Below are 26,958 nucleotides of genomic sequence, written 5' to 3' on the forward strand. Positions count from 1 at the left end.
GGCCTGCAGGAAGGCGATCAGATCAGCACTGGCAACAGAATGGGCCAACGGACGGGAGCAGTCCCGACAAAACCGGCACCAGCATGGCCGCGCCAGCTGCCTTGTGCCTGACTTTCAGTCGGCCCTGCCCTCCGGAAAGGGTCACAGGACCTCCTGAGTTACACCACTCGGAGGGGCGCTACCCGATCTGGCTTTTTCAGGAGTCCCTAATCATACCTACAGGCAACAACTAAATAATATTGCTGTTACGCCGAAAATTAATTAGCAGAGGCTTCGCTGCAGTTAAACTAGCTGCCATGAGGGCGGAGTCTCAATTTTGAATCCCCATCTCCTGGGAGCCAGGATTTTTTTGTCGGAATTTTTATTAAGGTATGCAGCCCACCAGCTATATGTGCTGTTTGCAAGGATCTGATGGCAGCAGCTGCTCATCAGGAAGAAGTCCTCGCGGTGATCGTCGGTACGTACAACCGTATGATTCAAGCCTGAGAACGGCTCTGGGTTAATGCCCTTAGGGCTATCCGCAAATATCATGTAATGAGCTCCTGAAAAATGGTTATTTAGATATTCAAAGGCTCTCGAGTAATAATCGGCTGGAAGAACATGGCGATAATCTACTGTGCGGAAATGAACAGCAACTGACGTTTTAGAGGAATGAATTTTCTCTAAGATCCTTGCCGATTCAACTGATAGATGTATTGCGTATTCAAGTTCACTTGATAAATGCTTCCATTGGCCTTTAAAGTGATCTTCTGATTGCCAATATCCCCTAAGTTCAATGGCTTTGTTTACATGAACATTCTGTAGGCTCTTGACCTTCTTTTCCAAGAGTACATTCCGATATTGCATTGGCCCGAACTTGTTAATTAGCCTCTTTACTCTTGTATCCTCAAAGTTGCACATTTGGAAGTGCTGAAAATTGACATCAAAAATGTCGAGCGAGTAATTGCGCTGATACCTTAAATCATCTCGAAATCCAGATTCAGTGTCTATGAATAACTTGGTGTTATTTCGATAAGCCAAGGCCTTCCCAGCTGCATACATAAACAGTTGATTGCCAAGACCACCTTCTAGGCAGACATACACCCCCTTTTCAAGCATTCTGTTTCCACTCTGTGAAGAGGCGGGCACCCGCAGACTTATCGACTCTACTATTAATCATATTTATGACATGACCAGCATCAATAGCTGGAATGGAGAAAGACTGGCTGATATCAGCGCAGACTTCGAGGGATCCGATCCCTGCTCCAACAAGACAGATATCTGTCTCTCTGGGGATTTGCAAAAGTATATCATTTTTGTAGTGCTGCCAACTTGTAGCCACATACTCTGAGGGTATGCAAACCGAACTGATCCGCGCTCCGCTGCCACCTTTATTAAACCACTCATTAGCAAGCTTCATGTTAAGGTCAGAGTTCAGTATGCAGATATTCTTGCCTCCACAAGCGCTCAAAAATGTGTTAGAAGTGAGATAGGCATAGATCGCATAAAATGGAACATAATGATCTGGCGTAAGACGAATACCGTGTGAGGACAACAAGCGTATAAAAGAAAGAGCCGAACCAGGCTTTTCTTTAAGCCCCAAAATTTTTTTTAGTGATGGATGGAACTGTAGATTGCCCGGGAAGATTAGCGGAGCTATAAAGCCTTTTGTCTGCACATATTCAAGGGCATGGATGTGTTTCGCCAACACAGCCTGAATCTCTCGTCGACTTCTGGCTTGCTTGTAGAGACCATTGCAAGCCAGACTTAGCGAATAAAATGCATATTCGCCGTCAGCAAATCTAATAATAGGCAAAGCCTCGCGCATTGCCATCGCCGCGAGGATGCGCTCGTGAAGATATTGAACATTCTCTTGCAGAGATGTCCTTGATGAATGAACAAGACTTATTGTCTCTCGAGCCAACTTGGGCCGTTGTGAGATAATCTTCTGATTAGCCAACCGCTCATCATCAATTGATTCAAAGCAGAAGCCCTCTGAAAGCGCCCTTCTGAGAGCATTGGAGCGGAAGAAACCGCTGAGGATGTCAAGAGCATCCATAGTTTTGTTGGTCATTGATCTGTAGCTAAGAAGGTTTACCGGGACCAATCTTGTGGACTATTTCTCGTAGGATAGATCACTTGGATTTGCCATTAATCCCCGTTTTGTTTGAAATAGTTTTCGTACAACCAATCATTCGCATTGAGGAAAGGCTTTACGCGGTTATAGTTGTCCACAATAGCAGGAAGCCGTCGTTCATATTCTGCAGGTGTGCATAATTGGATGATTTTTTCAATGTCATCCAAGTCAGATGCTTTTAACTGGATGATCCCATCTGGATTGAAAAACTGATCAATCTTGCTGGCTCCTAAATAAATCGGAATTGTCATTGCGGCAAAGCAACTTGTTAGCCGCTCTGTAAAGAATAAAGGCTTAAGATCGTTCTCAATGGCGAATGAAAAACGGTAATCCGTCAACGTTTCACTTAGCTGAACTTGTGTTCCGCCATCAAACGTGCCATAGGTATCAACATGGTCATTCTCCTTGAGCTTTCTGGCGAGTTCAAGCCGAAACTTGTGGAATCTAGTTTGAAATTTTGCAGATGACAGTATAGAAATGCCTTTTGTTTTTCTAAGATAGGCTGTATTTGAAAGCATGCCGCCACCAATCTTGTTGCCATACCAGGCGCTGGCACACCCCGGAAAAAAGCGGGCATTTGGTACAGCCTCAAGAATATCTTCGCTGAACGTAAAAATAAAATTAAACTCTTCCGCTAGGCTCTTGTGGCGGGCAAATAGAGTGTAGTCTTTTGGGACTAAAGCTTCTGATTCCCAAAGTATACCGTAGCGTCTTGCTGGAGTCCCCATTGTCTCCAGCATTGCATTGTGGGTATAGAAGTGGGTATTTAGACCTATATTGTAGCGGTCCCAGATAAAATACTTCGACTGCATGTAGCTTGGGTGGTGTGCCCATTGGGCATCCCGCAGAAAAAAAGTGCGCATTGTCTGGCCTTCTTCATTAAAGATAGAGGGCTCTTCGGAATTAAGATTATGGTTGCTATTGTAGACAGGAAGATATATTCTTTTGTATGGCTTGGAAATGGTCGTTGCCGATGTCCGCTTGCCTCTCAGTCGATCAATTGCGACTTGTCCAAAATTCCATTTCATGGATTATCTCAATTGTTGTTAATTGCAAGAGGCTATCTTAGAGTTCGCTCGCCGCGAACCATGTTGGCGAGTCGGCTACTCCAGTACTTGCGAATGTCCCGCCATGTTTTCCTATTCAGAGTTGCTGGAACACAACTCAGCGCCTGTTTGTAGTAGCTGGGTTGATTTGCTCTCCGCCAAGGCTTTCCTAGTGGGCCTGCATAATGAATAATCTTAGTATTGATCTTGGCACCTTCAAGGTCGTCGATTGAGTAATGATCTGACAGCCATGAGAATTCAGGAGCGCTCCGGACTGACTGCTCCTCGTAAACCGTCTCTAATACGCAATATTCAAATGGCAGCGAATGAATGTGGCTGCAGGTCAGATTTAGTGCGTCTAAGTCGAACATCTTAAGTCTTTTGCCATACCTCTTTGCGGTATTTAAGAGTCTTTCGGTGAGTGTTTCTCTGCGCATCTTGCTCAAGTCCATGAGCAAGAAGCCCGACATGTATACATATTTAGAGTTGTTTTCGGGGAAGTGGTTGTGGCATTTCATCGCAGGGCTATTCACTTCGCCAATGACTGCTCCAATTGGAGCGCCCTTCATGTCTATATCCATCAAAGACGACAAATCGCCCTTGAAGTAGACGTCAATATCTGAATAAATGGCGCGATCGCATTTAGTGAGTAGCTCGGGGATTAAAAATCGATAATAGACGACCTCGGTCCAGCTTCCGCCCCCTGATGGAAGCCCCTTAAACCGGTTATTGTCGATTTTATGAAAAACGACTGTGTGGCGAGTTTCCTTGGCAATGTCAGCGAAAGCTGCGTTTATCTTTGTGCTAAATCCGGGGTGTAATATATGAATCTGATAGGTTGTGTCTTTCTGTGCTGCATCGATAAGACTCCTGATCGCGACAGCGGCTGGACGTAAGACGCGCCTGTCAAATGCAAAGACGATAGGGACTGTTGTTGTGCTCATATCAGACTCTTTAGATTCTCAAGTGACTCAGCATAGATTGACCTGGCTGTTTCGGCAACAGCTTTTTGAAGCGAGTCGTAGTGATCTGGTGTCATCATAATGGCTTTTTCCATTGCGATGAGGAAATCGCTGTTGCCGTCGTAGATGACTGAATTGCTCTCGTTGAGTTTATTGATGGGCGCAAATGACTGTTCTAATATCACTGGCTTGTGAAAGCCAAGTGCCAATTGAAATGTGCCGCTGGTGCCGGTTGTGATGTAGCGTCTGTGGCTTGGGTTGTTCGGGTCAAGCAATGGCAGAAGAAAATCACAGCATTGCATTTGCTCGTAGAGTTCCTGGAATGTTAAGCGGCCTAAGTGGAGGAAATACTGCTGCAAATGTCTGGGAATGGCGCTGGGATTATTTTTGCCGATGACGAGAACGGTAAAGTTGCTGACTCCCTTTTGATGAAGCCCCTCAACGGCGCTGATCAGCAGATCGCTGTTTCTGCGTTTATCTCTGATTGCGCCAACTGTTGCAAAGATTGTGCGCGCTTCTTTTTGATGCTCCCCTAACTCCCCAAAATAGTGAGGATTGACTGGCGTTGTAATTGAGTTCTTGTAGTCTGTTTCCCGCAGTGTGATGATATCACTTGTTAGCGTGCCGAGGTCTGCACCATTTTTGATGTCGTGCTCGACTAGAAGAACCCGTTGGTTTTGGTTGAGTGGAGCAAATAGTCCACTCGCATGATCGTAGTCGGCGTTGGGAGTGAGTTTGCCCACCGTCGTCACGAGGATGCCTGATGAAGAGGCCAACCCATTTTCTTTGAAGAATTTCTGTGTGGCTCTTTTTGATAGCCGGTTGATATGCAGCCTTTCGTGTGTAAAGTTGCAGAAAAGCCCTTCGTCGATCCGCTTAGGCTCAATGAGTACCGATACGTCGTATCCGGTATCGAGCAGGAGTTTGCAGTAGCCCGGAACGACCTCTGCGTGGGATCTCGAGCAAGGTTCCCACACGAAGAATGTGTTTTCGTTGTAATAGGGTTTGGCCGTTTTGCCGCAGAGCAGGTTTAGGAATCGTTGTGCGAACCTTGCCCGGCTGCCTGATTGATTTTTATTCGTTGCTTTTGTTTTCACTGCTGTCTGGGGTTCCCCTTTTTGCTTTTGCCTATGTTGTTGCGACTGTGCATGCACTTTGGTTGAGTGATGTCGGCTGTGATCCACTGCTTGGTCGATCAATAACCATTGCTGATACTCACCCTCCGCTGTTCGCCGCCCTTCTCGATCAAAGCACTGTCGCCACTGGCTGAGCGCAGGCGCCAGCCGCTGCTGCCGATGCTTTCGCCCACGGCGGCGCTGGTGGAGCTGGCGCCGAGTTGAAAGATGGCCGACCCGCTCTGGCCGGGCACCTGCACCACGCCCACCAGTTGGGGTGCGCTTCCACCGCCTCCGCCGCTGGAGCTGCTTGCGTCGCCTGTCGCGGCTGGAGCGGGGCTGGTGATCCAGCTGTTGATAGGCACCTGGAGCATGGAGGCCGCGGGGGCGTGGCTCGCGGGCAGGGTGGCCAGTTCTTCCATCCAGGGTTCGCCGCCACCCGGCGGCGGCGGTGGCAGCTCGCCATCCTGGTGCGTTGGCTTTGTGGCTTCTGCCTGGGTGGCAGTTTCAGCGGCGGCCGTGGTGCCGGGTCCTATGGCTCGCAGCCGCTCGATCAGCAGCATGGTGCGTTCCTGGCGGATTGCTTGCTGGCTGTGGTTCCACACTCCCAACACGACTAGGGCCATCCCGGCCATCAGCATCCCCGTGACGCTGGCTCCGGCCAGCAACCAACTCGGCTGGTGGCCGAGCTGGTCGATCCAGCTTCGGAATCGAGGGTTTGCTTGCGTGGTTGGGCCTGGCTTCGGTGGGGTCGTCAGATCCCTTGGCTCGAGGGGGATGTTGGGGGCGTCGCAGACCTTAACCTCGATCGGGTTTTCCGGCTCAAACACGCGGTTAAGCATCTGTTCGGCCTTGAGCTCCCAGTAGGCCCTCGAGGTGGGGATCCCGCGTACCGGACTCACCTAGCGCCCCTGCTCACGTGCTGGCTTTCACGCTACCGAGGCTTTGGGGGCTTGACGAGTCTTGGCGCCTGCGGATCTCCAGCCACAGCATCAGGGCGGTGATATCGGCCGGGCTGACGCCCGGCACCCGTGAGGCCTGGCCCAGGCTGCTCGGCTGCACGGCGGTGAGCTTTTCGCGCGCTTCCTTTGAGAGGGTGCCGATGCTGGCGTAATCGACGCCGGCGGGAATCGGCCGGTGTGCTTGCTTTTTCACCTGGTCGATCTGCTGCTGCTGGCGGGCCAGGTAGCCGCTGTATTTGATGTCGATCTCGGCGCCTTCCCGCACATCGGCCGGCAGCTCGGCATCAGCCAGGCCGTGCTGCACCAGATCGCTGCTGTGGAAGCCGGAGCGGCGGAGCAAGTCGGCCAGGGTGATCGAGCCCCTGATGGACGCGCCGGTGGCGGCTTCCACGGTCGAGGCTGCTGGGTCGCTGCCCTTGAGGCGCACCGTTTCGAGCCGCTGTTTTTCGGCCCCAATGGCCTTCTGTTTGCGGTTGTAGATCTCCCAGCGCCGGTCGTCGATCAGCCCCAGCTCGCGGCCTAGAGGGGTGAGGCGCCGGTCGGCGTTGTCGCCGCGCAGCACCAGCCGGTATTCGCTGCGGCTGGTGAGCACCCGGTAGGGCTCGCGGAGATCCTTGGTGATCAGGTCATCGATCATCGTGCCGATGTAGCTGCCCTCCCGGGGGAAGTGCACCGCGCTCTGGCCGCGCACCTGCCGGGCGGCGTTGAGGCCCGCCACCAGCCCCTGGGCGGCGGCTTCCTCGTAGCCGGTGGTGCCGTTGAGCTGGCCAGCGGCATAGAGCCCCGCCACCCGCTTGGTTTCCAGGCTGGCTTTGAGCTGGGTGGCGGGCAGGTAGTCGTAGTCGACGGCGTAGGCGGGCCGCAGCATCACGCACTGCTCCAGGCCCGGCAGGGTGCGCAGCAGCTCCAGCTGCAGCCGCTCCGGCAGGCCGGTGGAGAAGCCCTGCACGTAGATCTCGGGGGTGTCGCGGCCTTCGGGCTCCAGGAAAATCTGGTGACTCTCCTTGTCGGCAAAGCGCACGATCTTGTCTTCGATCGACGGGCAGTAGCGGGGGCCCTTGCTGTCGATCACACCGCCGTAGATCGGCGTGAGGTGAAGGTTGTCGCGGATCAGCTGGTGGGTGGCGGCGGTGGTGCGGGTGATGTGGCAGCTCATCGGCTCGCCGCTCACCCAGGCCGCCGGATCAAACGAGAAGAAGCGATCGTGGGCATCGCTGGGCTGCTCTTCCAGTTGGTCGAGGGCGATGCTGCGCCGGTCCACCCGAGCGGGGGTGCCGGTCTTGAGGCGGCCCATCTGGAAGCCCAGTGCCTCGAGGGCCTCGGTGAGCCCCTCGGCGGGCTGTTCGCCGGCCCGGCCTGCCGGCATCGACTGGTGCCCTACCCAGATCTGGCCCCCCAGGAAGGTGCCGGTGGTGAGGATCACGGCCGGCGCGGCATAGACGCTGCCGAAGTAGGTGCGCACGCCGGTGATCCGGGCGCCCCCGTCCGCGTCCTCCACCTCCAGCCCCGTCACCATCGCTTCGCGCAGGGCCAGATTTGGGGTGTGCTGCAGCAGCTGCAGCATCTGGCGGGCGTACTGGCGCTTGTCGGTTTGGGCGCGCAGGGCCCATACGGCCGGGCCGCGGCTGGCGTTGAGCACCCGCTTCTGCAGGGCCGTGGCATCGGCGAGTCGGCCGATCACACCGCCGAGGGCGTCCACTTCATGCACCAGCTGGCTCTTGGCCGGCCCGCCCACCGCAGGGTTGCAGGGCTGCCAGGCGATGCGATCGAGGTTCAGCGAAAACAGGGCTGTGTTCAGCCCCAGCCGAGCCGCGGTGAGGGCCGCTTCACAGCCGGCGTGGCCGCCGCCCACCACGATCACATCGAAGTGCTCAGTGGGTGTCGCGGTCATGGTCATGCCTTCTATTCAAACCCGGCGTTCGTGCCAGTGCCGTTAGTGCCAGTGGCGGCGCACGTCATCGGCCAGGTAACTCCAGAGCCGAGGATGCAGCGGGTGGCGCAGGATCGTGTGCTGGGGATGGCGCCAGGGGTGCAACACCTCGTCGGGCTTGGGCCTGCCATGGAATTTGAGGATCGTGCTGGCAGCAAGCTCGCGCTGGGCCGCCTCGGGATCGCGCCGGGCCAGTTTGAGCAGCGCCTTGTAGGAGCTCACCAGGCCTTCGGGCCAGTAGGTGAGGGCGGCTGGCGCGGTCTCGCCGAAAACGTGAAAGATGACGTTCTGGTCGCCAGGGAAGACGATGTCGGCGTAGCGCCCCTGCTGCCACGCGTCCCACACTGCCTGGGTGTGGGCGTCGGGCCGGCACCAGAGCACGGAGGAATTGAGGATCGGGTAGTTCCAGTCGCGCACGCCGATCACACTGGCGCTGCTGCTGCGGCCGATCGCGATCAGGGGCTCCAGGCTGGCGCGGATTACCAGGGTGCTGTCGAGAAACAGAAAGGGATCTGTGCCGGTGAGGGCCTGGTCGAACAGGCGCAGCTTGCCGAAAAAGCCCTGCAGGGAGTCGCCCTGCAGATCCCGCACCTCCAGCTGCTGGTGTGCGGCGCCGGGGGACTCGAAGCGACCTGCTTCCGGACGATCGGTGTAGATGATAAAGCGATGGGCTTCCGGCAGGTGCCGGGCCACCATCGCGGCCAGGCGGCTCACCCACAGATCGGGGTAGCGGTGGCCGGTTTGCACCGTCAATACGGTGGGCGGCGCCCGGTCTGGCGACATGGATCAGGCAGCCAGATTGCGGAACCGGGTGAACTGGGGCTCAAACAGCAGTTTCACGGTGCCCACCGGGCCGTTGCGGTGCTTGGTCACGATCACTTCGGTGATGCCCCGGTCGGGGGTTTCGGGGTTGTAGTACTCGTCGCGGTAGATCATCAGCACCAGGTCGGCGTCTTGCTCGATTGAGCCCGATTCCCGCAGGTCGCTCAGCATCGGGCGCTTGTTGGTGCGTGATTCGACGCCGCGGCTCAGCTGGGAGAGGGCCATCACCGGCACGTTCAGCTCGCGGGCCATGCCCTTGAGGCCGCGGGTGATGCGCGAGAGCTCCTGCACCCGGTTGTCGGGGGTGGAGCCCTCCATCAGCTGCAGGTAGTCGATCACGATCAGGCCCAGCTCCTTGCCGGTTTCGGCCATCAGCCGGCGGCAGAGCGAGCGCATCTCCAGCACGCCGGAGTTGGGTTTGTCGTCGAGGAACAGGGGCAGCTGGCCGAGGCTGTTGATGCCCTGGCCGAGCAGGGGCCATTCCTCCTGCTGCAACCGACCGGTGCGCAGCCGGCCGCTCTCGATCCCCACCTCCATCGACAGCAGGCGGTAGGTGAGCTGCTCCTTGCTCATCTCCAGCGAGAACACGCACACCGGCAGGGCGTGGATCTGGGCGACGTTCTTGGCGATGTTGAGCACGATCGAGGTTTTGCCCATCGCCGGCCGGCCGGCCACGATGATCAGGTCGCTCCGCTGCAGCCCCTGGGTGATGGCATCGAGGTCGTAGAAGTTGCAGGGGATGCCGGCGACGGCGGTGCCCAGCGAGCGACTCTCGATCTCGTTGAAGGTGCTGGTGAGGATCTCGGCGGTGGGGGTGAGACCCGTGCTGGGTTTCTCCTGGCTGATGGCGAAAATCTTCTGCTCGGCCTCATCGAGCACCTGCTCCATCGGCTTGCTCTGGTCGAAGCCCAGGGCGATCACCTCGTTGCCAGAGCGGATCAGCTGGCGCCGCAGAAACTTGTCCATCACCAGGCGAGCCACCTGGTCGATCGAGGCGGTGGAGGTGATCCGCTCCACGAGCTCCACCAGCCGCCCCTGGCCGCCCACTTTCTCCAGGGCGCCGGTGTCGGCCAGCCAGGCGCACATGGCCGTCAGGTCGGTGGGCTTGCCCTGGCTGTGCAGCATCACCGCCGTGCGATAGATCTCGCGGTGGGCGGAGAGGTAGAAGGCCTCCGGCTGCAGCACGTCGGCCACGCGGCTGATGGCATCGGGATCGAGCAGGATCCCGCCGAGCACGGCCTCCTCGGCCTCCAGGTTCTGGGGGGGCACCGAGTCGGGCAGGGCCTCAAAGCGCGCCTCGGCATCACCGTTGCGCCCGCCCTTGGGACTGCCGGCGCGCTCACGGCCGGGCGGGTTGAGGGGAACGCTCACCATCGGCTTTGGAGGGCAGGAATGCCGGGTTGTCCATCCTGCCGGGTTAGGCGTGGTTTGACCAGCGATTGGGCGCTGCGGCTGGGGTGTTCAGCAAAAAGCCACCCCACGGGTGGGGTGGCTAGGACGCCCATAAGGCTGTGGGCGTCAGTGGCTGACCACTTCCAGGTTGATCTCGGCGGTGACTTCAGGGTGGAGCTTGACCTGCACCTTGTAGGCGCCGGTGCGGTGGATTTCCGGCACCAGGATGTCGCGGCGATCCACTTCTTTCTTGGTGGCGGCTTCGATGGCTTCGGCCACGTCGCCGTTGGTCACGGTGCCAAACAGCACGTCGTCGCCACCGGTTTGCTTCTTGACGGTGAAGCGGCCGATCGTGTCGAAGGCGGTGCGGAAGGCAACCGCTTCAGCTTTGAGGGCAGCCTGACGCTCCGCTTCCTTGGCCCGGCGGGCCTCCACCTGGCGGAGCACCGCGGCGGTGACTGGCACGGCTTTGCCGGTTGGCACCAGGAAGTTGCGGGCATAGCCGGGGGCCACGTCCACCAGATCCCCGTCCTTGCCCAGGCTGAGAACGTCTGCGTTGAGGACGACTTGAACGCGTTTGGCCATGGGATAACTGACGATTTAACGGGGTGCGACCTCTCAGATTAGATCAGTGTGTGTGGCCCCCCTGTGTCGCCATCTCCCAGCGGTGCCCATGCCCGCTGATGACTGAGGCCGAATCGCTGCGCTGAACAAGCGCTACGCCGATCTCTCCGGCGCTACCGGCGTGAATCCTTCCGTCGTGTCCCCTTGGGCTGCGGGCCCTGGACCTTCAGCTGGAGTGGAGCCACTAGCGCATTACAGGTGTTCGGGTTTCAGTCCAGTGTGTTTGGCAATCCTGGCGAGCATGCGAGGACCGATTTCCTCCCCATCGTGGAAGGCAAAAACGACGTCGGACCAGCCTTCACGGCACAAGGTTTGATGCGAACCGCTCTGGCGTTTGACCCTCCAGCCAAGGTTCATCAAGGCCGCCAAAACTCTCCTGGCTTTGACCGACGGCCACTGGCTCATGCCGCAGTTGGGACCACGATGCTGATGTCGCGAGGCACAGCTTCCCCATGCTCAAGTTGCTCGGCCAGGGCTCGCAGGGCGAGGGCTTCGGCTTTCGTCATTGCTTCATCTGCTGAGGCCCCGTAAGCGAGCGCGCCTGGCAGCTGAGCAACCTCAGCAAGCCAGCGGCCGTCTGCCTCCCTTTCGACCTCAAGCGTGAACTGCATGGGAATCACCCTTCATCCATGCATTCTATGAAGGTCTCAGCCCCTGCTTCCCGCTCTGGCGGCCGCAGCGGGCAGGCGCACCTGGTGAGCCAGGCCCAGGGCCCGCATCAGCCGGATGTGCTGCCAGGTGAGATCGATCTGTCGGCCGAAGCCGTGGCGGGCCGAATGGGGATAGGCGTGGTGGTTGTTGTGCCAGCCCTCGCCGAAGGTGAGCGCCGCCACCCAGGCGTTGTTGCGGGAGCCGTCGCCGCTGTCGTGGCTCACCTCACCCCAGAGGTGGGTGGCCGAATTCACCAGCCAGGTGCAGTGGTAGACGATCACCAGGCGCAAGGGGATGCCCCACAGCACCAGGCCCCAGCCGCCGGCACCCGTGGCGGTGCCGATCCAGAAGAGCAGGGCGGCCAGGGGGATCTGCAGCAGCAGGAAGTTGTTGTTCAGCCAGCGGTAGTAGGGATCCTTGGCCAGGTCGCCGGCGAGGCGGGGCACCGCCCCCATGGCGGGGATGGGGGCAAACATCCAGCCCATGTGGCTCCACCAGAAGCCCTTGAGGCTGGTGTGGTGATCCACGTCGGTATCAGAAAACTTGTGGTGGTGCCGGTGCAGGCCCACCCAGTCGAGGGGGCCGTGCTGGCAGCTGAGGGCGCCGCAGGTGGCGAAGAAGCGCTCCAGCCACTGGGGCACCCGGAAGGAGCGGTGGCTCAGCATCCGGTGGTAGCCGATGGTCACGCCCAGGCAGGCGGTAACCCAATAGAGCACCAGGAAGCTGGCCAGGGCGGGCCCACTCCAGAACTGGGGTAGCAGGGCTACCAGGGCCAGCCCGTGGATCACCACCATGAAGCCGATCGTGACCCAGCTGGTGCTTTTCGGCCCCTTGCTGCTGGGCGCTTCGCCGCGGCGGGGCTGGTGCAGGGCCTCGGCCCGCCTTTGCCCGCTGACGCCCTTATTGATGAGGGCAGGCTTGCGGGTGGCCAGGCGATAGGTGGCTGGCTTGACTGGTGCGGCTGGCTTAACTGGTGCGGCCATGCGGACCGACTCCGAACTGATCGCTACAATAGTAGTAATACGGATCCGTATCGCGTGGGATATCGGGAAGAGCTCGCATCAGGCCGTGTTGCGTTCGCCCATCTGATCAAGGTGTGGCATGAGCGCAACGGCTGGTCGCACCGGGTGTTGCCGGCCCTGGCGGAGGCCCTGGATCTGGGCAGGGTCCACAACTCCCAGCTATCGATGCTGCGCAACGGTAAGTTGGCATCCCCGGGTCCGGAGGTGTTCCTGGCCCTGGGCCAGATCAACCAACTGCTGGCCGCCGAGGTGCGGGGTGGGGTGCTCGGCGAGCCGCTGCTGCAGCGCCTGGCGGACCACCCGGAGCTGGTGGCGGCCCTGGAGAGCTCAGCCCTGCCCGTTCAGGATGAGGGGGTGTCGGTGCTGGGCCCGGGCGAGCTGCTGGAGGTGTTTGTGGGGCTGCGCCAGCCGCCGGTGGCCTTCGACCTGCGCATTACCAGCGACGAGGCAGGGCCGTTGAGTGCGGCGCTGTCCCAGTTGTTCACGGCTGGTCAGCCCTGGCGCCTCTGCCGCGATCAACTGATGGCGGCCTATCCGGTGGAGAAGCGCCAGCGGCGGGAGCGTTTCGCCGAGGTGATGGCCGGCCAGCGAGATTTTTCGGCCGCCGAACTCGACAGCGAACTCCCCGATCTGCGCCGCACCCTGGCCCGGCTCGGGGCGACGGGTGAGGGAGATCTGGGGCCGGATCAGTTTCTGGAGTTGCTGCGCCAGCAGGCGCGGGCCATGGGCGTGGTGGGCGAGACCGGCCGCGGTCAGCTGGATCTGGCGGCGGCGATCCGGCAGCAGTTGCGCGATCCGGGCTGCAGCCTGTTGAGTGGCGGCCTTCAGGACGACCGGTAGCTGGCCACCCGCATCCGCTTGGCCCAGCCCAGAGCCCGCAGCAGCTTGATGTGCTGCCAGGTGATGTCGAATTCAAACCAGCGCAGGCCGTGGCGCGCCGAATGGGGGAAGGCGTGGTGGTTGTTGTGCCAGCCCTCGCCGAAGCTGAGGATCGCCACCCACCAGCAATTGCGGGAGCGGTCGGGGCAGTCGAAGTTGCGGTAGCCGCAGAAGTGGGTGGCGGAATTCACCAGCCAGGTGACGTGATACACGATCACAAGCCGCAGTGGGATCGCCCAGAGCACCAGGCCCAGGCCACCGCCGTGCACCTGGGCAGCGTTGCCATACCAGTAGAGGCCGGCGGCGAGGGGAAGCTGCAGCAGCAGAAACCAGCGGTCGAGCCAGCGGTAGAAGGGGTCGCGCTGCAGGTCGCCGGTGAGCCGCTGCACGTGCTGCAGGGCCGGAATCTCATGCAGCATCCAGGCGCTGTGGGCCCACCACAGGCCGCGGCCGGCGTCGTGGTGGTCGTTGGGTTGGTCGGAATACTTGTGGTGGTGGCGGTGCAGCCCCACCCACTCGATCGGGCCGCTCTGACAGGCCAGGGCTCCCATCAGCACCAGCAGGCGCTCCAGCCATTGGGGGGCGCTGAAGCTGCGGTGGGTCACCAGCCGGTGCAGGCCCAGGGTCACGCCCAGCACGGTCGTCCAATACAGAACGGCCAGCACCACCACGGCCTGCCAGCTCCAGAAGCGCGGCAGCAGGGCAAACACCGCCCCCACGTGCATCGCCAGCATGAAGCCGGTGGTGCCGGTCTTGAATTTGCGTTGCCGCGGCGGCAGGGGATCGCGTGCAGAAACCAGCGACGCACGGATGCGGAGCTCGTCCTGACTGCTGGGGGCTGCGGTGCTGGGGGCTTCGACCTTCAGAACCTGGGCATTCAGGCCTGGCGCTGCACCGTTGGTGTCACGGTTGTGGCGGGCCGGATCAGTACTCAGAACCAACGCATTCTCCGGGTGATGCATGCCCGGTAACGCCTTGGCAATGGCGCCGTGGGACAGCGGCGAGAAATCTAACTGCGCAGTGCCCGGCAACATGGAGCCTGGCCGCATGGCAAGGGGATGACCGACTGGGCTGCAGAACGGGTGGCCGCTGCGGTTGCTGCCACGGCCAGCGCCGCTGCCCGCCACACCGATGCCGTGCAGCCGCGGCTGGCCCGGGTGCTGGAGGCCTTCGCCGCCGAGCGGCTGGGGGTGCAGCACTTTGCGTCGGTGAGCGGCTACGGCCATGGCGACCAGGGCCGGGAGGTGTTGGATCGGGTGGCGGCCCGGGTGCTGCAGGCGGAAGCCGCGGCGGTGCGGCTCCAGTTCGTCAGCGGCACCCACGCCATCGCGGCGGCGCTGTTTGGTGTGCTGCGCCCCGGCGATCGCCTGCTGGCCCTCACCGGCCGCCCCTACGACACCCTTGAGGAAGTGATCGGCATCCGTGGCAGCGGCCAGGGATCCCTGGCGGAGTTCGGCATCACCTACGACGAACTGCCCCTCACCGCGGCGGGCCTTGTGGATGACGCCGGGCTCGAGGCGGCCCTGGCGCCGCCCACCCGCATGGTGCTGATTCAGCGCAGCTGCGGCTACAGCTGGCGGCCGTCGCTGTCGGTGGCGGAGATCGGCAGGCTGTGCGCCCGGGTCAAGGCGCTGCAGCCTGGCTGCGTGGTGTTTGTGGACAACTGCTATGGCGAGCTGGTCGAAGACCAGGAGCCCACGGCGGTGGGTGCCGATCTGATCGCCGGCTCTCTGATCAAAAATCTCGGCGGCACCATCGCCCCCACCGGCGGCTATGTGGCGGGCCGGGCTGAGCTGGTAGAGCAGGCCTGCTGCCGCCTCACCGCCCCGGGCATCGGTGGCGAGGGCGGCACCAGCTTCGACCTCAACCGCCTGTTGTTTCAGGGGCTGTTTCTGGCTCCTCAGATGGTGGCGGAGGCCCTGATCTGCAGTGAGCTGGTGGCCCAGGTGTTCAGCGATCTGGGCTATGCGGTGAACCCCCTGCCCGGTGCACCCCGCAGCGATGTGATCCAGGCGGTGCGGCTGGGCGATCCCGAGCGGCTCAAGGTGGTGTGTCGGGCCTTTCAGGCCGCCTCGCCGGTGGGCGCCTATCTCGATCCGGTGCCGGCGCCGATGCCTGGTTATGCCAGCGATCTGGTGATGGCCGGCGGCACCTTCATCGATGGCAGCACCAGCGAGTGGTCGGCCGATGCACCGCTGCGGGAGCCCTATGTGCTTTTCGCCCAGGGCGGCACCCACCGGGCCCATGCCCAGATCGCCCTGGACCGAGCCCTGCTGGCGCTTCACGGGGTTGGGCTGTTGGATGCACCAACCCTTCGCGAAAGGAGCGTCTGAATTCCGTACAACTTGTACGGAATTGGGGAGCGCTGTGCCAGTGGGTGCAGACCTCGCCGCGCCCCACCGCACCAGGTCGGACAAACTGGGGCCACCTTCCGTTTCCGCGATGGCGCTCAGCTATCCCGACGATCGCCGCTACGCCGACAGCCACGAAACCGTGTGCCCCGAGGGGGGGCGGCTGCGGCTGGGCCTGAGTGCCTTTGCCATCGACCAGCTCGGCGACATCGTGTTTGTGGAGCTTCCCGAGGTGGGCGCCAGCCTGCAGCAGGGTGTCAGCTTCGGCAGTGTCGAGTCGGTGAAGGCCGTGGAGGATCTGCTGGCGCCGGTGAGCGGCGTTGTGGTGGCCCGCAATGAAGCGGTGTTGGCCAGTCCGGAGGAGTTGCAGAACGACCCCTACGGCGAGGGCTGGCTGCTGATGCTCGAGCCCAGTGATCCCGGCCAGCTCGATGGCTTGATGGATGCGGCCACCTACGCCGCCAAGCTGCAGGGAGCCTGATGGGAGGCACGCTGGACGCAGATCTGTCCTTTGTGGGGCGCCACATCGGCCCCAGTGCCGACGAGCAGCGGCGCATGCTGGCGGAGCTGGGCGCCGCCAGCATCGAAGACCTCTCAGCCCAGGTGGTGCCCGCCGATCTGCTGCTCCCCCCCGAGGTGGCGTTGCAAGGGCTGCCGCAGCCCTGCAGTGAGGCCCAGGCCCTGGCGGAGCTGGCGGCGATTGCCGGCGGCAACACCGTGCTGCGCTCTCTGATCGGTCAGGGTTACTACGCCACCGCCACGCCAGCGGTGATCCAGCGCCAGGTGTTCGAAAATCCCGCCTGGTACACCGCCTACACGCCCTACCAGGCCGAGATCGCGCAGGGGCGCCTTGAGGCCCTGCTCAATTTTCAAACCCTGATCAGCGAGCTCACCGGCTTGCCGATCGCCAATGCCTCCCTGCTGGATGAGGCCACCGCTGCTGCCGAAGCGATGGCGCTGGCGCTGGCGGTGGGACGCCGCAGCCAGGCGCGACGCTTCTGGGTGGATGCCGAGGTGTTTCCCCAAACCCTGGCGGTGCTGCAAACCCGGGCCGAGCCTCTAGGCCTCAGCCTGGAATTGGTGGCGGCCGAGGCCGTGGCCCAGCAGCTGGCTGCCGGTGCCGCTGCGGCCGATGTGGTTCCCGAGGATGTCTTTGGCCTGCTGATCCAGCTGCCGGGCCGGCGCGGTCGCCTCTGGGATCCCCAGCCCCTGTTGTGCGCCGCCGCAGAGCTAGGCGTGATCAGTGCGGTGGGGGTGGATCCCCTGGCCCAAGTGCTGCTGGCGCCGGTGGGCGAGCTGGGGGCCGACATCGCCATTGGCAGCACCCAGCGCCTGGGGGTGCCGATGGGGTTTGGTGGGCCCCATGCCGCGTTCTTCGCCACCCGCGAGGCCTACAAGCGCCAGATCCCCGGACGGCTGGTGGGCCGCTCCGTGGATGCCGAGGGCCGGCCCGCTTTGCGGTTGGCGCTGCAAACCCGCGAGCAGCACATCCGCCGCGACAAAGCCACCAGCAACATCTGCACCGCCCAGGTGTTGCTGGCGGTGATGGCGGGCTTCTACGCCGTGCACCACGGCCCTGAGGGGCTGGAGGCGATCGCCCGCCGCATCCAGGGGCTGCGTCAGGCCCTGGTCGCCGGGCTGGAAGCCCTGGGCCTGCCGCTGCTGGCGGGTGCCGGCTTCGACACGCTGTGGCTGCCGGTGCCGCCAGACCAGGCCGAGGCGCTGCTGACCGCGGCGCTAGCGGCTGGCTTCAACCTGCACCAAGCCGAAGGCGGTGTGGGCATCAGCCTCGATGAATGCAGCAACGCTGAGGAGCTGGATCGGCTGCTCGCGGCGCTGGCCTTGGGCGACGGGGGCGCCGCGGCTCAGGCTCGGGTGGACCAGGCCCGGGAGCTGTGCAACAGCACGTTGCACAACCTTGAATGCGCAAACAGCCCTGCATCCGTCTCCGGCATTCCCCTCCGCCAGGGGGCCTGGCTGCAGCAGGAGCCCTTCCAGCGCTACCGCAGCGAAACCGAGCTTCTGCGCTACATCCAGCAGCTGGTGGCCCAGGATCTCTCCCTGGTGCACGGGATGATTCCCCTGGGCAGCTGCACCATGAAGCTCAATGCCGCCGCCGAGCTGGCGCCGGTGAGCTGGCCGGCCTTCAGCCAGCTGCACCCCCTGGCACCGTCTGATCAGACCGCCGGCTATCGGCACCTGGCGGCCGACCTGGAGCGCTGGCTCGCCGCGATCACCGGCTTTGCGGGTGTCTCGCTGCAGCCCAACGCCGGCTCCCAGGGGGAGTACGCCGGCCTGCTGGCGATCCGGGCCTGGCATCGCAGCCGCGGCGACGCCCATCGCACGGTGTGCCTGATCCCCACCAGCGCCCATGGCACCAACCCCGCCAGTGCGGTGATGGCCGGACTGCAGGTGGTGCCGGTGGCCTGCGATGACCAGGGCAACATTGATCTGGCCGACCTGGAGACCAAGGCCGAGGCCCACGCCGAGCGCCTGGCGGCGTTGATGGTCACCTATCCCTCCACCCATGGGGTGTTTGAGCCGGCCATCCGCCGCATCTGCGAGCTGGTGCACGCCCGCGGCGGTCAGGTGTATCTGGATGGCGCCAACCTCAACGCCCAGGTGGGCCTGTGCAAGCCCGGCCTTTACGGGGCTGATGTGTGCCACCTCAACCTGCACAAGACCTTCTGCATTCCCCATGGCGGCGGCGGCCCGGGGGTGGGGCCGATCGCGGTGGCGGAGCATCTGGTGCCCTTTCTGCCCGGAGCTTCAGGCCAGAGCGGGGCTGCGGTGGGTCCGGTGGCGGCGGCACCGCTGGGCAGCGCCAGCATCCTGCCGATCAGCTGGATGTACATCCGCATGATGGGGGGTGCGGGGCTGCGCCAGGCCAGCCAGGTGGCGCTGCTGGCGGCCAACCTGATCGCCGATCGGCTCGAGCCCCACTTTCCGGTGCTCTACCGGGGTGTGGGGGGACGCGTCGCCCACGAGTGCATTCTCGATCTGCGGCCGCTCAAGCGCAGCTGTGGGCTGGAGGTCGACGACCTGGCCAAGCGCCTGATGGACTACGGCTTCCATGCCCCCACCGTGAGTTGGCCCGTGGCGGGCACGGTGATGGTGGAGCCCACCGAAAGTGAGTCGCTGGCTGAGCTCGATCGCTTCTGCGGGGCCATGGTGGCGATTCGCCTGGAGGCGGCAGCGATCGAGGCCGGCGCCGCCGATCCCCTCAACAACCCTCTCAAGCGCGCCCCCCACACCGTGGCCGCCGTGACCGCCGATCACTGGGACCGGCCTTATACGCGCCAGCAGGCGGCGTTTCCCGCTGGAGACGCCCAACGGCAGCGCAAGTTTTGGCCGGCGGCGGCCCGGATTGACAACGCCTTTGGCGACCGCCATCTGGTGTGCACCTGCCCATCAGTTGAGGAACTGGCCCAAGCGGTGCCAACGGCCACTGTTCCGTGATCCCGTTGTGCCTCACACTGTGACAACTTGACGCGGAGTTGGCTGGCGGGGTTGCCAATTTCCGCTTTGCCAACACAATCAGCGCCAGCGCCATTCATTTTGGGGATCATGAAGGGCAGTAACGACGGTTTTGGACCCGGAGGCGACGCCGGTTCGGGCGGGGGCCAGACCCTGAGGGTTGAAGGCACCAACGTGGTGCGGGTTCCGTTCGGTGTGCGCCATGCCCGGCGTGTTCGCCCCCAGCGTCCGGACCACTGGGCCACGCTGGTGCTGCCCTTCCAGGGTCACAGCGACCCGACGCCCCCGCCCCAGGCTGCCTGACTCTGCTCTGGCGTTCAGGCCACGTCGCCCAGGCGCCAATCGATCAGGGCTTTGACATCCTCCAGGGAGCTGGCCGGCGCCCGGAAGGGAAGCACGGGCATGGGGCTGCGCTCCGGTCGCACCAACCAGGTGAGATCGGGCTGGGGAATCAGCACAAAGCCCCGATAGCGCACCGCCACTCTCGCCCCCAGGGGGTGGTGACCGCTGGAGGTGCGGATCGTGGCTTGGCTGGTCATTCGGACGAATCGTGCTCCAGCCATTGGAGCGTCCTTGATGCGCAATCCCGGGTCTCTACCGATTGGTTTCCGTTTTGCCGTTACAGCTCGAAAGGGATCCGCTGTAGCCCCGCCAAGAGCTTGGTATGACTGACCCGGGCGGCGGCTTTCGTTAGGGGATTCAGATGTGACAAAGGGTTATTTTAGTGTGCTGGGCTACAACAAGTGCAGCCCAGTTGTGCATTCTCAGGCCGCGAGGAGTTCCGGCTCGCGGTAGGGCACGAAGCTGGCCTTGCGGGCTCCACAGATCGGGCAGCGCCAGTCGTCGGGGATGGCCTCAAACGGCGTGCCCGGGGCCAGGCCGGAATCGGGATCGCCCACGGCCGGGTCGTAGATCATCGAGCAGAGCTTGCAGATCCACTTGCCCGCCACCGGCTCGGCCGCTTCGCCGGCCACACCCTTGCCCTGCAGGGCTTCCAGGGCGACGCCGTAGCGCTCGGCGTGATGCTGCTCGATCGGCTCCAGCAGGCCGAAGTTTTTGGCGGCTGTGCGGAAGATGCCGGCGTGCTGCTTCGACTCATCGATCTGCCCGTCGAATTCCGCCTCGGCGCCGGAGTCGCGGTCGGCCCGGGCCTGGGCGGCAAACTGCGGGTACATGGTGGTGTACTCGTAGGTTTCGCCCTCGATGGCCAGCTCCAGGCAGCGGCTCAGCAGGGCCTGCTTCTGCGCGTCGGAGAGACTGGCGGGATCGTCGATCACCAGCTCGGGGTGAAGCAGCCGGAAGTGGGCGAAGGCGTGCTCGGTTTCCTGCGCGGCGGTGTCGCGAAACAGCTTGGCGAGCTCAGCGTTGCCAACCTGTTTGGCCACCTCCGCGAAGAACAGGTATTTGCGGTTGGCCATGCTCTCGCCGCTGAAGGCGGCCTCGAGGTTGGCCTGGGTGCTGGGTTTGGAGAGGTCCATGGGCTGGGAGGGGTCCACTGGCTTGGGGGATGGCGGCTGGCGCTGAGCGTAGCTTATCCGAAGTCGGACCGGCTATGAGTTAGGGCATATGGACGTGGGGGGATGCGCCGCGGGTTGCGCTGGGCCGGCGTGATGGGCTCAGTAGTTGGCGCCGCTGCGGCGTTGGTGCACGGCTGTGGTGCCGCTGCCATCCAGCACGCCACCGTGGCTCGCCTGGGCGTAGAGCAGCCAGTGGTCGCCGCATTCCATCCGCTGCTGCACTGTGGCCTCGAGCCAGCCCAGGGCCTCCGGCAGGATCGGCTGGCCGCTGGGGCTCTCATCGAGCTCCAGGCCGGCGAAGCGGTCGGCCCCTGGCGCAAAGGGCTGCAGAAACTGCTTCATCGGCCCGGTTTCCCGGCCGGAGGCCAGCACGTTGAGGGCGAAGCGATCACCGATGTGGAGCAGCGCCTCCACCGCCCGATCCTTGGCCACGGCCACGGTGAAGCCCGGCGGCGAGAAGCTGGCCTGGCTCACCCAGCTGGCCACCATGGCGCTGCTGAGGCGGCTGCTGCCTTCCCCCTTGCTGGTGGTGAGCACGCACAGGGAGCCCACCACCCGGCCCAGGGCCTGCACGGCAGGGTTGCTGCGGCTTTCGCTGAGGCCGCCGCTGGCGCTGCGCCGTTGGGCCTTGCGCTGCTCGGCCTGCAGCTGGCGGCCGAGGGCGGTGCCAGTTTCCTCGATGGTTTTGAGGGTGGCCGCAGTCGGGCTGAATTTCACCTTGATCGGCTCGAAGGCAAAGCGGAAGCCGCCGTCGCGCAGCTTGCTCTCCAGCAGATCCAGGGCTTCGCCGCTCCAGCCGAAGCTGCCGAACACGCCCACCGGCTTGCTGCGGTCGCCCTCGGCTAAAACTGTGCCCAGGGCCGAGACGATCGGTGTGGGGGCATGGCCGCCGAGGGTGGGCGAGCCGATCAGGATCGCGTCGCAGGAGCGGATCGCCGCCAGCAGCTGCTCGGGCGGCGTGAATTCACAGTTGATGCTCTCCACCCTCACGCCGGTGCGACCCACCCCCTGGGCCAGGCCGTCGGCGATGGCGGCAGTGTTGCCGTAGGCGCTGGCAAACAGCAGCGCCACCGACAGCCGCGCCCGCTCCTGGCTCGCCCCCCAGCGGTGGTAGTCGTTGAGCAGGCTGCGCCAGCTCTCGCTGATCGCCGGTCCGTGGCCGGGGGCGATCGTGCGGATGTCGAGCTCTTCGAGCCGTTCCACCACCGCGTCCACCTGCCGGGCCATCGGCGCCATCAGGCAGTCGTAGAAGTAGCGGCGGTCTTCCTCGCTGCTGCTGCGGTTGGCTTCAGCGAAGCTCTCGCTGCAGAGGTGAGCGGCAAAAAATTTGCCGCTCATCAGCAGGCCCGTGGTTTCCTCAAAGGCCATCAGCCCCCCGGGCCAGCGGGGGGTGGGCGTGGGCATCAGGCGCAGCACGTGGCCATCGCCCAGGGCTTGGCTGGTCTCCTGTTTCACCACCTCGATCGGTGGCAGGGCCGGCGGGGGTGGCGGGATCGCCGCCGGGGGGGCGTCGTTAGGGCTGCCGCCCTCGGCAGGTTTGGAGGGTTTTTGCTGGCTCCAGAGCTCCTCCAGCAGGCGGGCGCCGGCGTTGGAGCTCACCAGCAGCGTGTTGGGCCAGCGGGCCGCCAGCTGATGCAGCAGGGCCACCCGGTTGGGGTTGACATCGCCCACCACCACCTTGAGTGGGGCGTCGCTGGGAACCAGGGCGGCCAGCTCCGTCAGGAAGGGCTCGGCGAACGAGGCACCGGGGGGGTGCACCAGCAGCGCCGCTGCCGGAAACAGGAAGCTGTTGGCGGTGGTGCCCCGCTCCAGGCCGTACTCCACCTCAAAGCGCAGCCGGGTGGGGCTGAGCCCCTTGAGGCAGATCAGGCCAGGCTCGAGGGGCAGCTGGATGACGCGTCGGGCGCTGCTGGGGTCGGCCGAACTGCCCATCAGTAGTGGTTCCCCACTTTGCGGTGGTGCACGGCGGTGCTGGCCTCGGTGTCGGCCACGTTGCCCTGCTCCACTTCGGCGTAGATGATCCAGTGATCAGGCCCTTCCATCCGCTGCGTCACGCGGCAGCCCAGGTAGGCCAGGGCATCGCCCAGCACCGGACCGCCGGCGGCGGCGCCTTCGAGGGTGGCTACGCCGGCGAAGCGATCGGCCCCGGGCGGGAAGCGCTTGAGGAAGTGGCGCAGCAACTCTTGGTGGTTGTCCTCCCGCAGGATGTTGAGCACGAAGCGGTCGCCCACCTGCAGCAGCGCTTCGATGGCGCGGTCTTTGGCCACGGCCACGGTGAGGCCGGGCGGTTCGAAGCTGGCCTGGCTCACCCAGCTGGCCACCATGGCCGAGCTGCGACCGCCTTCGGGTGTGTCCTGGCGGGCGGTCACCACATAGAGGCCACCGCTGAGCCGTCCGAGCGCCTTGTCGAGATCGCCATCGAGGGCCTTCATGGCGGCGATCGTCTTCGCCTTGGTGAGCAACTGGCCCAGGTCGGTGCCGGCTTCCTCGCAGCGTTGATAATCCGGGCCGCCTGGCACCTGGCGGATGCGCAGCGGTTCAAAGGCGGTCTTCTGGCCGAGGCTGCGCAGCTGGTTGGCCACCGTGTCGATCGGCTCATCGTCGCCGCCGAAGGCGTCGTAGCTGCCCACCCACTGCTTCGGCTTGAGGGCGGCCAGCAGGGTGCCGATCGAGGCCTGCAGCTCGGCATCGGGGTTGGTGGGCCAGGTGGGCACCACTACGGCGCTGGCCTCGCCCACCAGGGCGCTGAGCTCCTGGGGGTCGGTGGCGCGCAGATCCACCAGCTGCACCTGGGCGCCGGCCTTGCCGATGCCGCGGGCGATCGCCTGGCTGAGGCGATCGCAGAAGCCGTATTGGCTCAGGTAGCAGACGGCGGCATAGGCCTCGGTGCTGCTGCGGCCTTCACTCCAGGAGCGGTAGTCGTCCAGCCACAGGCCCAGGTGGTGGCGCAGCAGGGGCCCATGGCCCACGGCCACGGTGGTGATCGCCGGCAGGGCAGCCATGCGCTTCATCGCCTGCAGCACGCTGCGGGCGTTGGGGCCCATCAGGCAGTCGTAGTAGAAGCGGAAATCGGGCGCGATCGCCCCCGGATCCTCATCAAAGACGTCGTCGGAGCAGTAGTGCAGGCCGAAGGCATCGCAGGTGTAAAGGATGCCGGTGCCGTGGTCGAACGAGAAGATCGTGTCGGGCCAGTGCAGATTCGGCGCGCTCAGAAACTCGAAGCGGTGCGCCACGCCACTGGCGGGGTTGGTGCCCAGATCCAGCTCCTCGCCGCTCTTCACCGCCCGGCTCTTGAAGGGGCGGTGCACCTGATCCTCCAGAAACTGGATCGCCACCTTCGAGGCGACGATCTCGATGTCCGGATTCAGATCGAGCAGGTGGCCGATCAGGCCGGAGTGGTCGGGCTCGGTGTGGGACACGATCAGGTGATCGATCGCCTTCGGATCGATCTGCTCCTGCAGCAGCGGCAGCCAGCTGCTTTCAAATTTGAGGTGGCTGGTGTCGATCAGGGCAGTGCGCTCGCCCCGCACCAGAAAGCTGTTGTAGGTGGTGCCGTTGCGCAGGCCGAATTCGATGTCGAAGCGGCTGCGATCCCAGTCGAGCGAGCGGATCGTGGTGGTGTCGGGCCCGATCGCCTCGCACTGCAGGGTGAGCCGGGGTTTGGCCGCGACGGCACCAGCCATGGATCCATCAGCAAGTGAAATAACTGTAGGAAGCTTCGCTCAAAAAAAGGCCCGGCACGGGGCCGGGCCTGGGGTCTCGTGTCTCCTGCCGGTGGTCGGGCCCCCGCCCGTTCAACCCTCCACGTGCACCTGCACGGTGGTTTGGGTTTGGGCCTTCGGGGCCGTGATGGTGAGCATGCCGTCGCGGTAGTGGGCTTCGAGGCCATCGCGGTTGATGCCGCCGGGGAAGCGGAAGCTGCGGCTCCAGGTGCCGTAGCGGATCTCGCTGATCAGGGGGGCCGGCTGGGCCTGGTCTGGCTCGCTCTGGGTGGGCTGGCGCCGTTCGGCGCTGATCACCAGGGTGCGGTCGGTGGCCTTGACGTCGATCGAGGCCTTGTCGACCCCCGGCAGTTCCAAGGCGATGGTGTAGGCCTCGGGGCCGTCGTGCACCTCGGCGGCGGGAACCCGCGCGGCCTTCTGCATGTCGGCGTTGTTGAGCTGACGCTCAAGGGTCTTGAACAGATCGGCTTCGAGCAGGTCGCTGCGGAGCAGATCGAAGGGGGATTGGCGAATGGTGAGCATCGGAAGTTCTCCGGAACTCCGCCAATGTGCTGCGGCCTGCTGGGCGCCAACAGGGTGCAGACCGCCCTGCCGGGTACGGCCCTCACGGCCCTGTTCGGTTGGCACCACGGGTTGGTGCGGGCAACCGGCAGCCCCCTAGGTGCCACCAGCGAGTTGCCACCAGCGGCTGAAGGCCGCCGCCTGGCCGCAGGGTTGGCCGCTGCTGTCGCGCAGGGTCCAGAGGCGGGCGCCGTCGATCTGGAAGCGGCGGCCCTGGCTGTCGATGCGAATGCCTCGGTAGCCCGTCAGGGCGTGCTGGGCCTGGGCCTCCACCAGGGCCTGGCTGCGGCTGGCCCGCTCGGCCGGCTCCGCGGTAAGCCGCGACGGCATGCCCACCATCGCGGCCCAGGACCGCTGCCACAGCCGCAGGGCGGCGCGGTTGGCGTAGGTGAGCCGGGGGCCGGGATCGGCGGCGGGGTCGGCGCCGTCGTGGGCCAGCACCACCACCTCGGCGGCGAACAGCTCCTGGGCCATCAACTGGGGCGAGGCATCGGCCGCCAGACCGGCGATCAGCGGCGCGGCGAAGGCCTGCTGGTGGCTGGACACCAGCAGGCCGGCCAGGGCTATGACGTCCGGCGCCAGCCATGGGGGTGATTCCAGGGATTCAGCCGTCATCACCGTTGACGGGGCCCATCGCCTTGGCCATGGCCAGGGCGGCGATCTGCTGGCCGTGGGCCTTGAGGTGCTCCAGGAAGTGGAGATTGGCCTCGGGGAAGCGGGGCTCTTCGGCCAGGGGCAGGGGGCCGGCGGCATCGAGGCCGGTGTCGCCCTCCAGGGCCGGGGTGATCACCACCAGATCCGAATCCAGGGCTGCGCCGTAGCGCCACCAGCGGCTCGGGTCCTTGATGGCGGCATGCACCGGGTGCGGAACGGCCTCGGCGACCGGCTGCGAGCCCTTGGCGGCTGCAGCCTGCCTGGCCTGTTTCGCCAACGCCCTGCGCCGCCGTTTGGCCAGGTCGGCCAGCAGCTGGGCCCGGGTGCGGCCGCGCATCTGGAACAGCACAAAGGGGTCTTCGCTGAAGCGATCGCCCATCAGGTAGTACACAGCGCTGACGTGCTTGCAGGGGTTGGCCTTGTCGGGGCAGCTGCACTCGCTGCGCACCTCCTGCAACTTGAACGGGAACAGGCGCTTGCCGCTGGCGGCGAAGGCGCGCTCGATGTCCTGGGGCATGACGCCGGCCAGCAGCTGGGCCGACCAGCGGGCCTTCTGGGTGAGGGCATCGAGCACGTAGCCCCAGTCGTCGTCGTTGAGCACGTCGAGCCAGAGCTTCACCTTGTAGGGCTCCTCGCCGGTGCCCTGCACCCGGGCATGCACCCGCCGGCCCTCGAAGCGGATCGAGGTGACATTGCTGGAGCGGGCGTACTCCCAGGCGCGCTCCAGCCGCTTCTTGTAGCGGTAGGAGTTGATCAGCTCCATCCACTGCTCCACCCACCAGGGCTGCTGGGCCAGGCCCTGGTCGCCCAGTTGGGTGGCGATGGCGCCGCTGGCGTAGGGGCTCGGGGTGATCGTCATGGGAAGGGGATGCCGATGCGCTCGATGTGCTCGCGCAGAGCAGCACTGCAATCCGCGTCGGCGCTGAAGGCCAGGTCGATGTCGGAGCCAGCCCAATGCTTGCCCATGGCCCGTGAGCCGTAGAGCTTCACCCAGTGCAATTGGGGAAACTGCTCCTGCAGACAGCGGCGGATCTCGGTCACCGTGCGCTCGCTGAGCCCGTGGCTTGTTGGCGCCGGGTGCGCGCTGTTGTGGTGGGGAGCGTTTTGGGTTTGTGCAACAGCCTGTTTCACAGACACAAATGGGTTGTTTGGCAT

Annotated in this window: 27 protein-coding genes; 5 read left to right on the top strand and 22 right to left on the bottom strand. The window is 63.6% G+C overall.

All coding sequences use genetic code 11. The features are described from left to right. Positions 1 to 282 precede the first annotated feature (282 nt). The 13 genes from KBY65_RS12080 to KBY65_RS12140 all read right to left on the bottom strand — a co-directional run bounded on the left by KBY65_RS12080 (position 283) and on the right by KBY65_RS12140 (position 12,603). Complete coding sequence (locus KBY65_RS12080) at positions 283 to 1,128, bottom strand: alpha-1,2-fucosyltransferase (protein WP_255001742.1); 846 nt, start codon at positions 1,126 to 1,128, stop codon at positions 283 to 285. Next, positions 1,091 to 2,053 carry a hypothetical protein gene (locus tag KBY65_RS12085; protein ID WP_255001743.1) on the bottom strand — a complete coding sequence of 321 codons (963 nt, stop codon included), beginning with the start codon at positions 2,051 to 2,053 and terminating at the stop codon, positions 1,091 to 1,093. Before KBY65_RS12085 ends, KBY65_RS12080 begins: the two co-directional genes overlap by 38 nt. A 77-nt stretch (positions 2,054 to 2,130) precedes the next feature. Next, positions 2,131 to 3,144, bottom strand: coding sequence for a glycosyltransferase family 10 domain-containing protein (locus KBY65_RS12090; RefSeq protein WP_094561275.1), 1,014 nt, complete (start codon positions 3,142 to 3,144; stop codon positions 2,131 to 2,133). Between the two features lie 32 nt (positions 3,145 to 3,176). Continuing rightward, positions 3,177 to 4,106 (bottom strand): glycosyltransferase family 8 protein, encoded by a 930-nt coding sequence (locus KBY65_RS12095; RefSeq protein WP_094561274.1) that lies wholly within the window; start codon positions 4,104 to 4,106, stop codon positions 3,177 to 3,179. Then, positions 4,103 to 5,323: a glycosyltransferase family 4 protein gene (locus KBY65_RS12100; protein ID WP_255001745.1), complete on the bottom strand. Its 1,221-nt coding sequence runs from the start codon at positions 5,321 to 5,323 to the stop codon at positions 4,103 to 4,105. Before KBY65_RS12100 ends, KBY65_RS12095 begins: the two co-directional genes overlap by 4 nt. Continuing rightward, a complete protein-coding gene (locus tag KBY65_RS12105) occupies positions 5,320 to 6,141 on the bottom strand; it encodes a hypothetical protein (protein ID WP_255001746.1) in 822 nt (273 codons plus the stop codon). The genes KBY65_RS12100 and KBY65_RS12105 overlap by 4 nt, the downstream gene beginning before the upstream one ends. A 13-nt stretch (positions 6,142 to 6,154) precedes the next feature. Then, positions 6,155 to 8,098 (bottom strand): tRNA uridine-5-carboxymethylaminomethyl(34) synthesis enzyme MnmG, encoded by a 1,944-nt coding sequence (gene mnmG / locus KBY65_RS12110; protein WP_255001747.1) that lies wholly within the window; start codon positions 8,096 to 8,098, stop codon positions 6,155 to 6,157. A 36-nt stretch (positions 8,099 to 8,134) separates the two neighbouring features. After that, positions 8,135 to 8,914 (bottom strand): hypothetical protein, encoded by a 780-nt coding sequence (locus tag KBY65_RS12115; RefSeq protein ID WP_255001749.1) that lies wholly within the window; start codon positions 8,912 to 8,914, stop codon positions 8,135 to 8,137. A gap of 3 nt (positions 8,915 to 8,917) precedes the next feature. After that, the gene (dnaB, locus tag KBY65_RS12120) at positions 8,918 to 10,327 is read right to left on the bottom strand and encodes a replicative DNA helicase (protein ID WP_255001751.1); all 1,410 of its coding nucleotides are present in this window, start codon (positions 10,325 to 10,327) and stop codon (positions 8,918 to 8,920) included. 144 nt (positions 10,328 to 10,471) lie between these two features. Continuing rightward, positions 10,472 to 10,930 carry a 50S ribosomal protein L9 gene (gene rplI / locus KBY65_RS12125; protein WP_255001752.1) on the bottom strand — a complete coding sequence of 153 codons (459 nt, stop codon included), beginning with the start codon at positions 10,928 to 10,930 and terminating at the stop codon, positions 10,472 to 10,474. A 231-nt stretch (positions 10,931 to 11,161) separates the two neighbouring features. Beyond that, a complete protein-coding gene (locus tag KBY65_RS12130; RefSeq protein ID WP_094561267.1) occupies positions 11,162 to 11,374 on the bottom strand; it encodes a type II toxin-antitoxin system HicA family toxin in 213 nt (70 codons plus the stop codon). Further along, on the bottom strand, positions 11,371 to 11,580 hold the full coding sequence (locus KBY65_RS12135) for a type II toxin-antitoxin system HicB family antitoxin (RefSeq protein ID WP_094561266.1): 210 nt from the start codon (positions 11,578 to 11,580) through the stop codon (positions 11,371 to 11,373). Before KBY65_RS12135 ends, KBY65_RS12130 begins: the two co-directional genes overlap by 4 nt. Positions 11,581 to 11,616: 36 nt before the next feature. Beyond that, positions 11,617 to 12,603 carry an acyl-CoA desaturase gene (locus KBY65_RS12140; RefSeq protein WP_255001753.1) on the bottom strand — a complete coding sequence of 329 codons (987 nt, stop codon included), beginning with the start codon at positions 12,601 to 12,603 and terminating at the stop codon, positions 11,617 to 11,619. A 54-nt stretch (positions 12,604 to 12,657) separates the two neighbouring features. On the opposite strand from KBY65_RS12140, the gene KBY65_RS12145 reads away from it, so the two are divergent. Next, positions 12,658 to 13,482 (top strand): hypothetical protein, encoded by an 825-nt coding sequence (locus KBY65_RS12145; RefSeq protein WP_255001754.1) that lies wholly within the window; start codon positions 12,658 to 12,660, stop codon positions 13,480 to 13,482. Here KBY65_RS12145 and KBY65_RS12150 read toward each other — a convergent pair. Continuing rightward, positions 13,467 to 14,333 (bottom strand): acyl-CoA desaturase, encoded by an 867-nt coding sequence (locus tag KBY65_RS12150; RefSeq protein WP_369802053.1) that lies wholly within the window; start codon positions 14,331 to 14,333, stop codon positions 13,467 to 13,469. The genes KBY65_RS12145 and KBY65_RS12150 overlap by 16 nt on opposite strands. 246 nt (positions 14,334 to 14,579) lie before the next feature. On the opposite strand from KBY65_RS12150, the gene KBY65_RS12155 reads away from it, so the two are divergent. From KBY65_RS12155 to KBY65_RS12170, 4 genes are all read left to right on the top strand, one after another. Beyond that, positions 14,580 to 15,854 (top strand): aminotransferase class I/II-fold pyridoxal phosphate-dependent enzyme, encoded by a 1,275-nt coding sequence (locus tag KBY65_RS12155; protein WP_094561263.1) that lies wholly within the window; start codon positions 14,580 to 14,582, stop codon positions 15,852 to 15,854. 109 nt (positions 15,855 to 15,963) lie between these two features. Then, a complete protein-coding gene (gene gcvH / locus KBY65_RS12160; protein ID WP_094561262.1) occupies positions 15,964 to 16,353 on the top strand; it encodes a glycine cleavage system protein GcvH in 390 nt (129 codons plus the stop codon). Beyond that, on the top strand, positions 16,353 to 19,331 hold the full coding sequence (gcvP, locus tag KBY65_RS12165; protein WP_255001756.1) for an aminomethyl-transferring glycine dehydrogenase: 2,979 nt from the start codon (positions 16,353 to 16,355) through the stop codon (positions 19,329 to 19,331). The genes gcvH and gcvP overlap by 1 nt, the downstream gene beginning before the upstream one ends. A gap of 108 nt (positions 19,332 to 19,439) precedes the next feature. Then, positions 19,440 to 19,652, top strand: a complete 213-nt coding sequence (locus KBY65_RS12170) for a hypothetical protein (protein WP_094561260.1) — start codon at positions 19,440 to 19,442, stop codon at positions 19,650 to 19,652. Positions 19,653 to 19,666: 14 nt separating this feature from the next. On the opposite strand, the gene KBY65_RS12175 is transcribed toward KBY65_RS12170, so the two are convergent. From KBY65_RS12175 to KBY65_RS12215, 8 genes are all read right to left on the bottom strand, one after another. After that, a complete protein-coding gene (locus KBY65_RS12175) occupies positions 19,667 to 19,888 on the bottom strand; it encodes a hypothetical protein (RefSeq protein WP_094561259.1) in 222 nt (73 codons plus the stop codon). A 225-nt stretch (positions 19,889 to 20,113) separates the two neighbouring features. Further along, positions 20,114 to 20,827, bottom strand: a complete 714-nt coding sequence (locus KBY65_RS13900; protein ID WP_261357918.1) for a rubrerythrin family protein — start codon at positions 20,825 to 20,827, stop codon at positions 20,114 to 20,116. 138 nt (positions 20,828 to 20,965) lie between these two features. Next, positions 20,966 to 22,798 carry a diflavin flavoprotein gene (locus KBY65_RS12190; RefSeq protein WP_255001758.1) on the bottom strand — a complete coding sequence of 611 codons (1,833 nt, stop codon included), beginning with the start codon at positions 22,796 to 22,798 and terminating at the stop codon, positions 20,966 to 20,968. Further along, positions 22,798 to 24,549: a diflavin flavoprotein gene (locus tag KBY65_RS12195; protein WP_255001759.1), complete on the bottom strand. Its 1,752-nt coding sequence runs from the start codon at positions 24,547 to 24,549 to the stop codon at positions 22,798 to 22,800. The genes KBY65_RS12190 and KBY65_RS12195 overlap by 1 nt, the downstream gene beginning before the upstream one ends. 111 nt (positions 24,550 to 24,660) lie before the next feature. Beyond that, entirely contained in the window at positions 24,661 to 25,110 is a 450-nt protein-coding gene (locus KBY65_RS12200) for an Hsp20/alpha crystallin family protein (protein ID WP_255001760.1), read from the bottom strand. A 135-nt stretch (positions 25,111 to 25,245) separates the two neighbouring features. After that, on the bottom strand, positions 25,246 to 25,764 hold the full coding sequence (locus KBY65_RS12205; protein ID WP_255001761.1) for an MEKHLA domain-containing protein: 519 nt from the start codon (positions 25,762 to 25,764) through the stop codon (positions 25,246 to 25,248). Beyond that, positions 25,754 to 26,662, bottom strand: a complete 909-nt coding sequence (locus KBY65_RS12210; protein ID WP_255001762.1) for an SWIM zinc finger family protein — start codon at positions 26,660 to 26,662, stop codon at positions 25,754 to 25,756. Before KBY65_RS12210 ends, KBY65_RS12205 begins: the two co-directional genes overlap by 11 nt. Then, a complete protein-coding gene (locus KBY65_RS12215; RefSeq protein ID WP_255001763.1) occupies positions 26,659 to 26,958 on the bottom strand; it encodes a nucleotidyltransferase domain-containing protein in 300 nt (99 codons plus the stop codon). The genes KBY65_RS12210 and KBY65_RS12215 overlap by 4 nt, the downstream gene beginning before the upstream one ends.

Origin of the sequence: Cyanobium sp. Alchichica 3B3-8F6, from assembly GCF_024346435.1 — a bacterium.
Taxonomy (GTDB): Bacteria; Cyanobacteriota; Cyanobacteriia; order PCC-6307; family Cyanobiaceae; genus Cyanobium_A.